Raw genomic sequence first — 14,688 nt, 5'->3', positions numbered from 1 at the left:
GTCCCGTTGCTATTTGTAGGCGGCGGACCGGTCGACGGCCCGCGCCAGCGTCTCGTTGAACGCGGCATCGGTCAGGTCGAGTGACTTCAGCACCGGGAAGAGCAGGTACACCGCGCGGTCCCCGGATCCGGCGATTCCGATCCGGTACACGTACTTCTTCCCGTCGCCGGTGGCGTACGTCGCCTTCCAGCTCTCGCCCTTGATCGTGCTGGTCTGTAGCGTCCCGGTCGACTCCACCTTCGCGTTCGAGACGTTCTTCTCGCAGCTGTCCACGTTCTTCCGGATCTGGCTGACGAAGCTCGCCGCCGCGTTCGTACTGGCGAACTTGGCCACCGTGTCGTCCAGGCCGAACTCGGTCGGTACCTTCGCGTCGGGCGTCACGTACGTCACGCTGCCGTACTTCGCCGCCTTCGCCTTCTTGAAGTCGAGCTTCTCGCAGCCGGTACCGGGGCCGGCCGCCTTCGCGGTCGCGCTCACCCACGGCTTGTCGATCGCGGGCAGCAGCGGCAGGTCCACCGGTGCCATGAACCCGGGGCTGTCGGTGTTCGGCAGCAGGGCCGGCTTCGCGACCGGCGCGCCGGTGCCGCAGCCGCCGGACTCGGCGCAGATCTTCTTCGCCGCGGTGTTCGCGGTGGCCAGCACCGCGGCCGGCAGTGGGGGCTTGGCGGCCACCGTGTCGTGCTCGACCACCATCGTGGCCTGCCCGACCAGCGTGACCGCGACCGTCTTGTACTTGGTCGTGACGCCCGGGGTCTGCCCGAAGACCGCGATCACGCCGGTTTGGCCGACGCCGGTGGTCAGGTAGCCGGCCGACAGCCGGGTCTGCGGCGTGCTGCACTGACTCAGCCAGCGGACCACCGCGTTGTACGTCTTCGCGGCGGTCGGCTGGTCGTTCGAGACCTCGACGTATTGGACCGCGGTCTCCTTGGTGGCCGGGTTCTGGAAGGTACGAACCCAGGTACGCAGGCCGGACGGGTCGGCGTAGCGCTGCGGCTGGCAGACGAAGGAGCTGTTCGGGGTCGCTTCGCCGTCGGTGGTCTTGGCGACCGCCCAGGCGCCGGCCGCGCCGAGCGACTTCGCGCCCGCGGCGTCCAGCAGCGTCTTGTCGTCGGCCAGCACCTTCGACTGCGACGGCTTGTCGTCGGACGGGCTGTTACCTGCCTTCGGCCCGGCCGCCTTGTCGCCGCCGAACGCGTTCAGCGCGGCGACACCGCCGCCGCCGACCAGCACCACGACCGCGACTCCGGCGGCGATCGTCTGGTTCCGCTTCCGCGTCTGCTGCCGACGCGCTTCCCGGGCAGCGGCGCGACCGCCGCCGCGCGATGCACGGTGGGAACCGGCCAAAGCTCGACCTCCTGACTGATTCCACCCGACAGTACCGGGTGGACCCATGTCGCCCCCAACCCAGCCACCAGCATGCGAACGCAGGGCAACTGAGGGTGAACAGGCGGGCTGAAGTCTCGCACATCCGGCGTGTCAGGACGAGTGGGGTCCGGGTGCGGGGAGACGATGGGGGTCAGATGACCGACATGCTGAGCCGACCCAACGCCCGGGACGGTGAATCGGGCGCGCCGGAGATCGACGCCCAGACCAAACCGATGGTCGTGGCGGCCGTGATCTCCGCGGGAGCATGCCTGCTCACCGGTCTGCTGACCTGCGCCGCGGTCGCGGTGATCGGCTGGCTCGGCGCCACCTTCGGCGGTGCCTCCGGCGCGGTCCGGGCCGGCGCGTCCGCCTGGCTGGTCGCGCACAAGGCCGGCGTCACCATTGGTACCGGCCGGATCTCCATCGCGCCGCTCGGGCTGAGCCTGTTCTTCGCCTGGTGCCTGTACCGCGGCGGCAAGGCGGCGGCCCGCTCCAGCGCGGCCGACCGGACCAAGGACCTGCTCGCGCTGTCCGGGGCGTACGCGCTGGTGTACGGCCTCGGCGCCCTGATCGTCGCGCTGTTCGTCGCGGACGGTTCGCTGAAGGTGTCGGCGCTGGGAGCGTTCCTCGGCGCGTTCTCGCTGGCGCTGGTGGCCGGGTCCGCGGGCATTCTGGTCGAGTCCGGTGCCGCCGAGGATCTTGCCGACGCGACCCCGCCCGGGCTGCGGGACGCGGTACCGGCCGCGCTGGCCGCCGTACTGACGGTGATCGCGCTCGCCGCGGTGCTGTACGCCGTATTGCTCGCGATCCACTTCTCCCGGATCACCGGGATGCTCGAGCTCCTCGACGCGGGCGTGATCGGGTCGGTCGTACTGTTCGCGATCTGCCTGATGCTGATGCCGAACATGATCCTGTACGTGGTCGCGTTTCTGGCCGGACCGGGTTTCCAGCTCGGCACCGGCACGACGGTCGCGCCGACCGGCGTGGACGTCGGGAACCTGCCCGCGCTTCCGCTCCTCGCCGCCGTACCCGCCGACGGTTCGACGCCCTCGTACCTGCTGGTGCTGACCGCGGTCGTTCCGCTGCTCGCGGGCGTGGTCGCCGGGCTGATCGTCGTACGCCGTGGGCTGGCCGCGCAGGACGCGGACGCGCTCGGCTGGGATGCGTACGCGCTTCGCGGCGGGATGTCCGCGCTGCTCGCGGGCGTGGTGCTGTTCGCGCTGATGGCGCTCGCCGGTGGGTCGGCCGGACCGGGGCGGATGGCTTCGGTCGGCGTACCGCAGGCGCTGCCGGCGGCCGGCGTACTGGCCGCGGGGATGGCGATCGGTGCCGCGATCACGGCCGCCGTCGTGTCGTCCCGCCGCCGGCCCGACCCAGCGGCCACCCCGGCCGAGTAGCGTCCCCGCGCCCGGCTGACGGGACAGGTGACGGTGGGCGATAAGCTCCGGGCGTGACTTCTGCTGCAGATCCCGGTCCCGCACGTCTCGTCGTGCTCGTGTCGGGGTCCGGGTCGAACCTGCAGGCCCTGCTGGACGCCTGCGCGGACCCGGCGTACGGCGCCCAGGTGGTCGCCGTCGGCGCCGACCGCGACGGGATCGCCGGACTGGACCGGGCCGCGGCGGCCGGCGTGCCGACCTTCGTACACAAGGTCAAGGAGTTCCCGGAGCGGTCCGGCTGGGACCAGGCGCTGACCGCGTCGGTGGCCGAGCACAAACCCGATCTGGTCATCTCGGCCGGATTCCTGAAGCTGGTCGGGGACGACTTCCTGGCCGCGTTCGGCGACCGGTACCTCAACACCCACAACGCGCTGCTGCCGGCCTTCCCCGGGATTCACGGGCCGCGGGACGCGCTCGCGTACGGCGTGAAGGTGGCCGGCGCGACGCTGTTCTTCGTGGACGGCGGCGTCGACACCGGGCCGATCATCGCCCAGGTCGTGGTCCCGGTCGAGGACGACGACACCGAAGAAACCCTGACCGAGCGGATCAAGGAGGTCGAACGCCGCCAGCTGGTGGAGTGGGTCGGCCGGCTGGTCCGCGACGGCTGGACCATCACCGGACGAAAGGTTCGACTGAAGTGAGCACCGACCGCAGGCCGATCCGCCGGGCGCTGATCAGCGTCTACGACAAGACCGGTCTGGAGGAGCTCGCGGCCGCGCTGCACGCCGCCGGTGTCCAGCTGGTGTCGACCGGCTCCACTGCCGCCCGGATCGCGGCCTCCGGGGTGCCGGTGACGAAGGTCGAGGAGCTGACCGGGTTCCCGGAGTGCCTCGACGGGCGGGTCAAGACGCTGCATCCGCTCGTTCACGCGGGCCTGCTCGCGGACCTGCGGAAGCCGGATCACCTCGAGCAGCTGAAGGAGATGCGGGTCGAGCCGTTCGAGCTGCTGGTCAGCAACCTGTACCCGTTCACCGAGACGGTCGCGTCCGGCGCGTCGGTCGACGAGTGCATCGAGCAGATCGACATCGGCGGCCCGTCGATGGTTCGCGGCGCCGCGAAGAACCACGCGAACGTCGCCGTGCTGACCTCGCCTTCCCAGTACCCGGCCCTGGTCGCGGCGCTGGGTGACGGCGGGTTCTCGCTGGAGCAGCGGCAGCAGCTGGCGGCGGCGGCGTACGTACACACGGCCGAGTACGACATCGCGGTCGCGTCCTGGATGGGCAATGTGCTCACGGACTCCAGCGTTGGCACCGGATTCCCGGCCTGGGTGGGTGCTTCGTGGGACAAGTCGGCCGTGCTGCGGTACGGGGAGAACCCGCATCAGCCGGCCGCGCTGTACCTGAACGGGCGGGGCGGTCTGGCGGCCGCGGAGCAGTTGCACGGCAAGGAGATGTCGTACAACAACTACGTCGACGCGGACGCGGCCCGGCGTACCGCCTATGACTTCGGCGAGCCGGCGGTGGCGATCATCAAGCACGCCAACCCGTGCGGGATCGCGGTCGGCAAGGACATCGCCGAAGCGCACCGGCGCGCGCACGAGTGCGACCCGGTCTCCGCGTACGGCGGTGTGATCGCGACGAACCGCCCGGTGACGGTGGAGCTGGCGAAGCAGGTCGCGGAGATCTTCACCGAGGTGCTGGTCGCGCCCGGGTTCGAGGACGGCGCGGCCGAGATCCTGCAGGCGAAGAAGAACATCCGGCTGCTGGTGGCTCCCGCGGTCGACGCCGGCGATCCGGTGGAGATCCGGGCGATCAGCGGTGGGTTGCTGATGCAGCACCGGGACCGTTTCCAGGCCGAGGGCGACGACCCGGCGAACTGGACGCTGGCTGCCGGCGCGGCCGCGTCACCCGAGGTGCTGGCCGACCTGGCGTTCGCCTGGAAGGCGTGCCGCGCGGTCAAGTCCAACGCGATCCTGCTGGCCGCCGACGGCGCCTCGGTCGGTGTCGGCATGGGTCAGGTCAACCGCGTCGACTCCTGCCGCCTGGCCGTCACCCGCGCCGGCGACCGCGCCCCCGGTTCGGTCGCGGCCTCGGACGCCTTCTTCCCCTTCCCCGACGGCCTCGAGGTCCTGATCGAAGGCGGCGTCAAGGCAGTGGTCCAGCCCGGCGGCTCCATCCGCGACGAAGCCGCCATCGAGGCAGCCACCAAGGCCGGCATCACCATGTACTTCACCAACACCCGCCACTTCTTCCACTGACCCTCAGAACAACGGAAAGGCCCTGGACAAAGCAGGCAGCTTGTCCAGGGCCTTTCTGTTCGGCTAGTTCGGGACGATCAGGCCGAGGATGGCTATGGCGGCGGCGGTGAGGAGGAGGAAGGTGGTGTCGAACATGCGGCCGCGGACGTGGAGGAGGCCGGCGGCGGTGTCGGTGAGGGCGGCGCGGAGGAGGCCGGCCAGGGCTACGCTGCCGGCGAAGATGAGCACGCCGTTGCGCCAGTTGTAGAACCAGAGCACGACCAGGCCGCCGAGCCCGACCAGAATCGTCAACGCCAGCGGCCACTGACTTTGGCGTGGCGGCCGCTGCACCTCACCGGCCATCAGCACGTCTCACCTGTTTCCGAGGAGCGTACGACCGCCGCGGACGTGCTCACTGGCCCAGACCCGCTTCGGCAGCTTCCACTACGTTGGTGAGAAGCATGGCCCGGGTCATCGGGCCGATGCCGCCGGGCATCGGGGCGATCCAGGCTGCCTGTTCGCGGGCAGCGGGGTCGATGTCGCCGACGATCTTGCCCTCCGCGTTGCGGCTGGTGCCGACGTCCAGGAGGACGGCGCCCGGCTTCACCATGTCCGCGGTGATCAGCCCGGCCGAACCCGCGGCCGCGATCACGATGTCGCCGGTGCGAACCACCGCGGCCAGGTCCTTCGTACCGGTGTGGCACTGGGTGACCGTCGCGTTCTCGCTCCGGCGAGTGAACAGCAACCCCATCGGCCGCCCCGCGGTCACGCCGCGCCCGACCACGACGACCTGCGCGCCGGCGATCGGTACGTCGTACCGGCGGAGGATCTCCACACAACCCTTCGGCGTACACGGCAACGGCCCGTCCTGGCCGAGGACCAGCTTGCCGAGGCTGACCGGGTGCAGTCCGTCGGCGTCCTTGGCCGGGTCGATCAGGCCGAGGATCGTGTTCGTGTCGACGTGCTTGGGCAGCGGCAGCTGGACGATGAAACCGGTGCAGTCCGGGTTCTCGTTCAGCTCCTGGACCTTCGCCGCGATCTCGTCCTGGGTCGCGGTGTCCGGCAGCTCGACCTGGATCGAGGAGATCCCGACCGCGGCGCAGTCCCGGTGCTTGCCGGCCACGTACGCCCGGCTGCCGGGGTCGTCACCGACCAGGATCGTGCCGAGCCCGGGCACCACGCCCTGCTCGGCCAGTTTCGCGACCCGGACCTTCAGCTCGTCCTTGATCGCCGCCGCCGTCGCCTTGCCATCCAGAATCTGCGCCGTCACGACTCCAGAGTCTGCCACGCCGGGCACCGTACCGTGACCACTACCCGTTCTTCCGTGCTCAGCTGGTCAGCTTGTAGACGGTCGTGTTGCCGACGGTGGTCGCCTTGTAGGTGGATTCGACCCAGGACTGGATCTCGGTCGCGGCGGACGAACCGCGCCCGCCGCCCGCGCCCTGCGCCGCGGCGATGTAGTAACTGATCTTCCCTTCGGCGACCCATTGCTTGAACTGGGCAAGGGTCGGGGCGTTGTCGATCCCGCTGAAGCCACCGATCGCGATCACGGACTTCCCGGTGGCGAGCTCGAGCGACGCCGCCGACTGAGCCCCGCTGGTCGCCGCGGCCCACGTGCTGCTCGTCTTCTCCAACACAGCCGTCAACTCACTGCTGCTGGAAACACCTCCACGCGGAGCGCGCAGGCCGTTGCCGGGGGCGCCCATTCCGTTGCCTGGGGCGCCTAGTTTGCCGCCGGTGGTTGTGCCGGCGGGACCGGCTGCGGGGATGGAGCCGTTGTGGGGCTGAGCGGCGGTGCTGGCGGCGTACGCCGTGCTGCCGAGCCCCAGCGCGACAGTGACGGCGAGGACAACAGCAGGCAGGATCCGGCGCAGTCGCCGACCGGCGAGGAGGAGTACGACCGCCAGCACGCCCGCGCCGACCACCACGCACTTCGCCCACGGCACGAACTCCGGTGTGCGTTCGAGCAGTACGTAATCCCACACCGCCGTCGGCAGGATCATTGCCGCCAGCAACCACCGGTGCTGACGTCCGACCCAGACCCCAAGCGCCACCAACCCGGCGATCGCAGGTGCCAGCGCGACCGCGTAGTACGGATGAATCGTCCCGCTCATGAAGCTGAACACACCCGCCGTCACCAGCAACCAGCCACCCCACAGGACGAACCCGGCCCGCAACAGATCCGTACGCGCCGCTCGCCGCGTCACCCACAACCCGCCGGCCAGCGCGATCAGCGCAGCAGGCAGCAACCACGAGATCTCGGTACCGAACGACGCACCGAACATCCGGGTGATACCGGTACTCCCACCGAACCCACTGTTCCCACCACCGCCACCACCAGCGCCGCCGCCGCCACCATTGCCTGCCCCGCCGAGCAGCCGCGACAGCCCGTTGTACCCGAGCGCCAGCTCCAGCAGCGAGTTGTTGGTCGACCCACCAATGTACGGACGGCTCGACGCGGGCCACAGCTCCACCAGCGCGACGTACCAGCCCGCACTGACGATCACCGCTCCCAGCGCCCCGGCCAGATGCAGTACCCGTCGCCGCAACGAGGTCGGCGCCGCGATCAGGTACACCAGCCCGAACGCCGGCAGTACCAGGAACGCCTGCATCATCTTGGTCAGGAACGCGAACCCGATCGCAACCCCCGCCAGCATCAACCACCGAGCCGAAGCGCGAGACAGCGAACAGGCGACGCAGTACGCCGCCGCGACCATCAGCAAGACGAGCAACGCGTCCGGGTTGTTGAACCGGAACATCAGCACCGCGACCGGAGTGAGTGCAAGCGCACTCCCCGCGATCAGTCCCGCGACCGGTCCCGCGATCCGGCGCACGGTCAGGTACAGCAGCCCGACCGCGGCGATTCCCATCAACGCCTGCGGCGCGAGCACCGTGAAGCTGTTGAACCCGAACACCCGCGCGAACGCGGTCCCCACCCACAGCGCCGCCGGTGGTTTGTCGACGGTGATCGCGTTCCCGGCGTCCAGCGACCCGAACAGCCAGGCCTTCCAGCTCTTCGTCCCGGCCTGTTGAGCGGCCGCGTAGAAGCTGTTCCCGTACCCCGACGCGGTCAGGTTCCACAGGTACAGGAAGGCTGTCGCGGCCAGCATCACCAGCGCCGCCGGCCGGACGTACGCGGCCTGGGCCGACGGTCCGCGGACCAGCCGCCGGAGCCGGCCGGGCGGGCGGGGCGGTGGTACGGCGGACTCTTGGGTTCCGGGCGGCCGGCCGAGCAGCGTCGTCATGATCGTCTCCAGTTCGCGGATGGCTTCCACTGGTGACGATGGCAACTGGGCCTTCGGCGTCCCTGCGGGTCGGCTGGGAGGTCGCTGGGAGCCGGGAATGCGGCCCGGCTTGCCGTGGTTCCAGCAGATAGTTTATTCTTGAACTACTAGCCAGCGAGGAGCCCACCATGCCCGCCGTGACCGTCAGCGACATCACCGTCCTGCCCCGCATCACCACGCCGGATCCGGTCGTCGCGCACGAGCGCCCGGTCCGCTCGGTGACCTCCGCGCCGAGCGGGTACGAGGGCGAGGGCTTTCCGGTCCGGCGCGCGTTCGCGGGCGTCGATCTCCGTGACCTGGACCCGTTCATCCACATGGACCAGATGGGTGAGGTGGAGTACGCGCCGGGTGAGCCGAAGGGCACCCCGTGGCACCCGCACCGTGGCTTCGAGACCGTCACGTACATGCTCGACGGGATCATGGAGCACCAGGACTCCAACGGTGGCGGCGGCGTGATCTCGAACGGCGACACCCAATGGATGACGGCCGGCAGTGGGCTCCTTCACATCGAGACGCCGCCGGAGCAGCTGGTCACGAGTGGCGGCCTGTTCCACGGCATCCAGCTCTGGGTGAACCTGCCGAAGGCGCTCAAGTGGGCACCGCCGCGCTACCAGGACATCCGGGGTGGCGATTCCGCGCTGCTGTCCACGGCCGACGGCGGCTCGCTGATCCGGGTCATCGCCGGGTCGGTGGACGGTCATGACGGTCCGGGTACGACGCACAGCCCGATCACGCTGGTCCATGCAACGGTCAGCCCGGGAGCGGAGCTGGTGCTGCCGTGGCAGCCGGAGTACAACGCGCTCATTTATGTGCTGGCCGGTCAGGGTACGGTCGGCGCCGACCGCCGCCCGATCCGCAAGGGTCAGCTGGCCGTTTTCGGTCCCGGCGACACGGTCCGTACGGCGGCGAGCCCGACCCAGCCGCAGGCCGAGCCGAACCTGGATGTCCTCGTCCTCGGCGGCCGCCCGATCCGGGAGCCGGTGGCGATGGCCGGGCCGTTCGTGATGAACACCCGCGCCGAGGTGATCCAGGCGTTCGAGGACTTCCAGGCCGGCAAGCTCGGCAGCATCCCCGCCGTCCACGGCGCGCCCACCGAGCTCCGCAGCACCAACTAACCCTGTGGGTAGAACAAGAACAACGTGCAGCCGGTAGCGGACCGCGGCACGTGCGACGCCCCGGCCGGGGCGTGGATGGACGAACCGGCCGGGTAGTCACGGTCGCCGTCGTTGAACACGCCATCCACGACGAACACCTCCTCCGGCCCGGGCTGATGGACGTCATCGCGTTGTCCACAGGATTGTCGCGCCCGGCCAATGGCTGCTGGCCCAGCGAATCGCCAGAACTCGTGCCCTGCTTGAGGAAACCGACCTTTCGGTCGAAACCATCGCGCTGAAGGTCGGGTTGTCCTCGGCAACCAACCTGCGCCGGCGGTTCCGGGCGGCGGTCCGGACTACGCCGAGCGCCTACCGCCGGGCGTATCAGGGCAGGTAGCCCTCGGTGTCATCGAGGGTGATGTAGTGCTCGATCCGCGGGTCGTCCGGATCGGCGCCGTACAACTCGACGAACCGCCGGGCCGCGGGCGGTCCGCCGTATTGCGGGTTGAGATTGCCGCGCAGGCTCTTGAACATCAGCGCGAGATCGAGGTACCGATCGCCCCGGCCGAGCCGGCTGAGGTCCAGGACGCCGGTGAACCGAAGGGTTTCCGGATCGACGAACACGTTCGGCGCCGCGTAGTCCCCGTGCGTGACCGCGTCCCCGTGCGTGACCGCGTCCCCGTGCGTGACCGCGTCGGCCGTGCCCGGAAATGGGGATCGGAACGGGCAGTCCGTCAGCTCGTCCAGCGCGCGCAACCCGGCGGCGATCGCCGCGAGTACGGCCGGCCGGTCCCGCGCCGGCCAGGGCTGCGACGCGTCCACGCCGGGCAGTTCCTTGGTCAGCAGCCAGTCGTTGGCCCGATCAACGATCTGTGGGCACGGGAACCCGGTACCCGCGAGCCAGGCCAGCCGGTCCGCTTCCGCGCCCACCTCCGAGCCATGCTTGTAGAACAGCCGCTCGCGCCCCCGCTCCAGCCGCACCACGGTCGCGTCCGAGCATCCCAAGCGCACCACCTCGGCCCCGGACGCGCCGAACTGCTCCTGGAGAGCCGTCAGATCCATTCCCGAAGCCTACGACGCCGCACCGGAAGCCGCCCCGGCATTTTGGACTGACGGAATCAGTCAGCCCGATGGCATCGGGCGCGGTGGTGGATAGGGTCGCCGGTATGAGCACAGTTGCAGCTGATCTCGCGCCGGGCGGTGTCCTGCGGGCCTCGATCAATCTGGGTAATCCGGTTCTCGCGCAGGGTACGCCGGATGCGCCGGCCGGAGTCACCGTCGACCTCGCCCGCGAGCTGGCCCGCCGCTTGGAGCTTCCGCTGGAGCTGGTCTGTTTCGACGCGGCCCGAAAGTCCTTCGAGGCGATGACGGCCGGCCGGGCCGACCTCTGTTTCCTCGCCGTCGACCCGGCCCGGGCCGAGGAGGTCGCGTTCACCGCGCCGTACGTCGTGATCGAGGGCGTTTTCGCCGTACCGCGTGAGTCCGCGCTGACGACGGTCGCGGACGTCGACGCGGCCGGCGTACGGATCGGCGTGAAACAAGGCTCGGCGTACGACCTGTACCTGACCCGAACCTTGCAGCAGGCAACGGTGGTCCGAGGCGCCGAGGGCGTGGACGTGTTCCGCGCCGACAAACTGGAAGTGGCCGCCGGCATCCGGCAGCCGATCACCCGGTACGTCGCCGAGCACCCGGACCTGCGCTTGATCGACGAACGCTTCATGCAGATCCAGCAGGCCGTCGGCACCGCGAAGTCCAAGCACCCGGACACCGTCGCGTACCTGCACGCCCTGATCGAGGACCTCAAGTCCTCAGGCTTCATCGCCACGTCCCTGGCCACCTCCGGCCAGGCCGACGCGACCGTCGCCCCGCCTGCCTGACGTACCGGAACGGACCAGAGCGTGATCTGGGCCTATTCGTTGCGTTGGGCATGCAACCCCGGAAGTCGGGTGTTCCGTCTTGAACGTGCGCAGACAACCGACTTCTGGAGGCCCGAGTGGCTGTGTTACCAAGATCAGTGCCCGCGATCGCCGCCCTGGCGGTCGCGGGTCTCGTCGCCGCCGTGCCGGCGCCTGTTCACGCGGCTCTGCCCGCCCAAACGCTCGCCCAAGCACCTGCCCAAGCGCCCGCCGCGTTGGCGAAGACCGGTAAGGACCTCAGCGTCACGCTGATCACCGGCGACAAGGTGCTACTGCCGGGTGGGGACGTCGGCAAGGCGTCGATCCAGCCGGCCGCCGGCCGGGAGAACATCGGCTTCAACACGTACCGGTTCAAGGGCCATGCGTACGTCGTCCCGGCGGATGTCGCGCGGGACATCGGCGTCGGCCGGATCGATCGCCGGCTCTTCGACGTGGCGCAGTTGGTGCGAGACGGTTACGACGACGCGTCGACCGGTACGATTCCGGTGCTGACGACGTACGCCAAAGCGGCGAAGCGTTCCGTACCAGAAGGCACGAAGCTTGTCCGGCAGCTCGCGGCGATCGGTGGCGCCGCGCTGAGGGTGGACAAGCCGGATGCCAAGACCTTCCTGCAGACGGCCGGTTTCAGCAAGCTCTGGCTGGACGGCAAGCGCAAGCTCACCCTTGACCAGTCCGTGCCGCAGATCGGTGGTCCGGTCGCGTGGCAGGCCGGGTACACCGGCAAGGGCGTCTCGGTCGCCGTACTGGACTCCGGTGTCGACGCCACTCATCCGGACCTCGCGACGCAGCTCGCGGGGGAGAAGAACTTCACCAGCGAGTCGACCGCCGATCTGGTCGGTCACGGCACCCACGTCGCCTCGACGATCGCGGGTACGGGCGCGGCGTCCGGCGGTAAGTACAAGGGTGTCGCGCCGGACGCGAAGATCTACGACGGGAAGATCTGCGGCCTGGACGGCTGCCCGGACTCCGCCATCCTGGCCGGGATGGAATGGGCCGCGAAGGACGTCAAGGCGAAGATCGTCAACCTGAGCGTCGGCGGCGCGGACACGCCCGAGGTCGATCCGCTGGAAGAAGCGGTGAACCGCCTGACCGCCGAGACGGGCACCTTGTTCGTGGTCTCGGCCGGCAATGACGGGCCTGGCGATGGAACGATCAACTCGCCCGGCAGCGCCGACGCCGCCCTCACCGTCGGCAACGTGACGAAGCAGGATGCCCTCAACGAGCTGTCCAGCCGCGGCCCGCGCCTCGGCGACAGCGCGCTGAAGCCGGACGTGACCGCGCCGGGTACGGACATCGTGGCCGCCAAGTCCAAGGACTCCTCGATCGGTGAGCCGGTTGGCGACAAGTACCTGAAACTGTCCGGTACGTCGATGGCGACGCCACACACCGCCGGCGCGGCCGCGCTGCTGCTCCAGGAGCACCCGTCCTGGAAGCCGGCCGACCTGAAGTCCGCGCTGATGGGATCGGCCAAGATCGCGGCTGATCAAACGTCGTTCCAGCAGGGCGCCGGCCGGATCGACCTGACCAAGGCGATCAAGCAGACGGTCGTCGCCGAGCCAGGCAGTGTGTCGTTCGGCAAGGCGTTGTTCCCGCACACCGACGACAAGCCGGTGACTCGTCCGGTGACGTTCCACAACCTGGGCACCGCGCCGGTCACGCTCGCCCTGACGTCCGTGTTCTCAGCTCCGGATGGTTCGCCGGCGCCGGCGGGTGCGTTCAAGCTGAGCGCCGACTCGGTGCAGGTCCCGGCCGGCGGCACGGCGTCCGTACAGGCGACCTCGGACACCACGCTCGGCGGCGCGGACGGTCTGTACAGCGGCCGCATCACCGCGACAGGTGGCGGCCAGACCGTCACCGTTCCGATCGGGCTCGACAAGGAAGGCCCGACGTACAACCTGAAGGTCAAGCTGATCCGGCCCGACGGCAAGCCGGACAAGCAGTACCCGGTGACCGCGTTCGGCATCGACAACGCCAGCTCGAACGACTACACGCCGGACGCGACCGGCACGGCGACGCTGCGGCTGCCGCAGGGCGAGTACATGCTCGACCAGTTCCAGGAGTTCGAACGGAAGAAAGACGACTGGGTGTTCTACAAACTGCTGGCACCCAGCGTGAAGCTGACGTCCGACCGAACCATCGTCCTCGACGCGCGGAAGGCGAAGCCGGTCAGCGTGACGGTACCGACGGCCGGCGCGGCGCTGGCGAATCTGGACATCGGGTACAACCGAAAGATCGGAGCCGACTACCGCGACGGGTCGACGACGGCCACCGCGCTCAACCAGGTCTACACCTACAGCACCGGACCGACGCTCAGCCCGAAGGAACTGGTCGGGCGGATCACCTCACAGTGGGGTGTGCCGGGTGCGGACGGGCGCTTCACCAACACGCCATACCTGTACGGGACCGCCGACTTCAAGCCCGGCGCGGTCGTGACCGGGTTCAACCGGAAGGCGAAGCTGTCGGACTTCGCCGTGGTGGACCAAACCGTGCACGCGACCGACGCGAAGGTGTTCAAGACAATGGCGCCGGAGCTGATCGGTGGCGACACCGGGTGGGCACGGGTCATCGGTCTCGATGCGCCCCGATCGATCCGCTACTACCTGGACCAGACGGCGTACGGCTGGTCCGGCGCGGTCCAGCAGGACATCACGGGTAAGCCGGTCCCGTTCCCGGACTGGACGATCGAAAGCCCGGCGACGCGCTACCAGGTCGGTCGGCACTATCAGGAACGCTGGAACGCGGCGGTGTTCGGCCCGGCGGTGCGGCGGATCGCGCGTACTTCCGACTGGCTCGGGATCGTGATCGCCAGCCTGACCGACGCGGACGGTCATCTCGGTGGCGTACGGATGCAGTCAGCCAGTACGAAGCTCTATCGCGGCGGCACCATAGTCAGTAACTCGGACTCGTTCGGCACGGTGGATGCGAAGGACCTGCCGGCCGGCAAGACGACGTACAGGCTGGTGACGACGGGTACGCAGAAGCTGGTGCCGTTCTCGACCCGGATCGATCTGGAAGCGACGTTCAGCTCGGCCGCGGATCAGCAGGAGATCGCGTTGCACACCGTCGCGTTCCGGCCGGACGTGGACGGCAAGAACACGGTCGCGCGCAAGCCGATGACGAGCATCCCGTTCGAGGTGGCGGGTGGTCCGGTGACGAAGGTGACCGTCGAGTACTCCGACAACGGCGGCAGCACCTGGAAGAAGGCCGAGGTCAAGGGCAAGACGGCCACCTTCACCACCCCGGCCGGAAAGACGGTGTCGCTCCGCTCGACCGCGACCGACGCCGCCGGCAACACCACTACCCAAACGGTGATCACCGCGTACAACCTTCGCTGACGGTGCAACCAGGGAGATCGGTCGTCACGTTTTGGCAGTACGTCGACGAATCCGACTTCCTGGGAGACCTTCAGTGGCCTTG

The 14,688-nt window shown here is 69.4% G+C and carries 13 protein-coding genes; 7 read left to right on the top strand and 6 right to left on the bottom strand.

The genetic code is table 11. The features are described from left to right. Positions 1 to 9: 9 nt before the first annotated feature. Positions 10 to 1,344 carry a hypothetical protein gene (locus HDA44_RS20295; RefSeq protein WP_184836717.1) on the bottom strand — a complete coding sequence of 445 codons (1,335 nt, stop codon included), beginning with the start codon at positions 1,342 to 1,344 and terminating at the stop codon, positions 10 to 12. Between the two features lie 176 nt (positions 1,345 to 1,520). On the opposite strand from HDA44_RS20295, the gene HDA44_RS20290 reads away from it, so the two are divergent. Genes HDA44_RS20290 through purH form a run of 3 tightly spaced genes read left to right on the top strand, consistent with a single transcriptional unit; the run spans position 1,521 to position 4,998 of the window. Continuing rightward, complete coding sequence (locus HDA44_RS20290; RefSeq protein ID WP_184836715.1) at positions 1,521 to 2,762, top strand: cell division protein PerM; 1,242 nt, start codon at positions 1,521 to 1,523, stop codon at positions 2,760 to 2,762. 53 nt (positions 2,763 to 2,815) lie between these two features. Continuing rightward, the gene (gene purN / locus HDA44_RS20285; protein WP_184836713.1) at positions 2,816 to 3,442 is read left to right on the top strand and encodes a phosphoribosylglycinamide formyltransferase; all 627 of its coding nucleotides are present in this window, start codon (positions 2,816 to 2,818) and stop codon (positions 3,440 to 3,442) included. Continuing rightward, positions 3,439 to 4,998 carry a bifunctional phosphoribosylaminoimidazolecarboxamide formyltransferase/IMP cyclohydrolase gene (gene purH, locus HDA44_RS20280; RefSeq protein WP_184836711.1) on the top strand — a complete coding sequence of 520 codons (1,560 nt, stop codon included), beginning with the start codon at positions 3,439 to 3,441 and terminating at the stop codon, positions 4,996 to 4,998. The genes purN and purH overlap by 4 nt, the downstream gene beginning before the upstream one ends. 63 nt (positions 4,999 to 5,061) lie before the next feature. Here purH and HDA44_RS20275 read toward each other — a convergent pair whose 3' ends face one another. The 3 genes from HDA44_RS20275 to HDA44_RS20265 are packed head-to-tail and all read right to left on the bottom strand — an operon-like array spanning position 5,062 to position 8,252. Then, positions 5,062 to 5,340, bottom strand: coding sequence for a DUF3017 domain-containing protein (locus tag HDA44_RS20275; protein ID WP_184836709.1), 279 nt, complete (start codon positions 5,338 to 5,340; stop codon positions 5,062 to 5,064). A gap of 49 nt (positions 5,341 to 5,389) precedes the next feature. Next, complete coding sequence (locus HDA44_RS20270; protein WP_184843961.1) at positions 5,390 to 6,247, bottom strand: bifunctional methylenetetrahydrofolate dehydrogenase/methenyltetrahydrofolate cyclohydrolase; 858 nt, start codon at positions 6,245 to 6,247, stop codon at positions 5,390 to 5,392. Between the two features lie 58 nt (positions 6,248 to 6,305). Continuing rightward, positions 6,306 to 8,252, bottom strand: a complete 1,947-nt coding sequence (locus HDA44_RS20265; RefSeq protein ID WP_337906183.1) for an ArnT family glycosyltransferase — start codon at positions 8,250 to 8,252, stop codon at positions 6,306 to 6,308. Positions 8,253 to 8,389: 137 nt separating this feature from the next. Here HDA44_RS20265 and HDA44_RS20260 point away from each other — a divergent pair, with 137 nt between their 5' ends. Continuing rightward, on the top strand, positions 8,390 to 9,376 hold the full coding sequence (locus HDA44_RS20260) for a pirin family protein (RefSeq protein ID WP_184836707.1): 987 nt from the start codon (positions 8,390 to 8,392) through the stop codon (positions 9,374 to 9,376). On the opposite strand, the gene HDA44_RS38160 is transcribed toward HDA44_RS20260, so the two are convergent. Next, positions 9,373 to 9,576, bottom strand: a complete 204-nt coding sequence (locus HDA44_RS38160) for a cupin domain-containing protein (protein ID WP_337906825.1) — start codon at positions 9,574 to 9,576, stop codon at positions 9,373 to 9,375. The two genes, HDA44_RS20260 and HDA44_RS38160, sit on opposite strands and share 4 nt — an antisense overlap. On the opposite strand from HDA44_RS38160, the gene HDA44_RS20250 reads away from it, so the two are divergent. Continuing rightward, positions 9,558 to 9,752 (top strand): helix-turn-helix domain-containing protein, encoded by a 195-nt coding sequence (locus tag HDA44_RS20250; RefSeq protein WP_319041342.1) that lies wholly within the window; start codon positions 9,558 to 9,560, stop codon positions 9,750 to 9,752. The two genes, HDA44_RS38160 and HDA44_RS20250, sit on opposite strands and share 19 nt — an antisense overlap. Here the strand turns inward: HDA44_RS20250 and HDA44_RS20245 are convergent. Beyond that, entirely contained in the window at positions 9,740 to 10,417 is a 678-nt protein-coding gene (locus tag HDA44_RS20245; RefSeq protein ID WP_184836705.1) for a phosphotransferase, read from the bottom strand. The genes HDA44_RS20250 and HDA44_RS20245 overlap by 13 nt on opposite strands. 104 nt (positions 10,418 to 10,521) lie before the next feature. Between HDA44_RS20245 and HDA44_RS20240 the strand changes: the two genes are divergently transcribed. Together HDA44_RS20240 and HDA44_RS20235 are read left to right on the top strand one after the other, a co-directional pair. After that, positions 10,522 to 11,232 carry a transporter substrate-binding domain-containing protein gene (locus HDA44_RS20240; RefSeq protein ID WP_184836703.1) on the top strand — a complete coding sequence of 237 codons (711 nt, stop codon included), beginning with the start codon at positions 10,522 to 10,524 and terminating at the stop codon, positions 11,230 to 11,232. Positions 11,233 to 11,348: 116 nt separating this feature from the next. Then, entirely contained in the window at positions 11,349 to 14,606 is a 3,258-nt protein-coding gene (locus tag HDA44_RS20235; protein WP_337906182.1) for a S8 family serine peptidase, read from the top strand. Positions 14,607 to 14,688 lie beyond the last annotated feature (82 nt).

The organism is Kribbella solani (assembly GCF_014205295.1).
GTDB lineage: Bacteria > Actinomycetota > Actinomycetes > Propionibacteriales > Kribbellaceae > Kribbella > Kribbella solani.
This window is presented reverse-complemented; position numbering and strand designations above follow the sequence as displayed.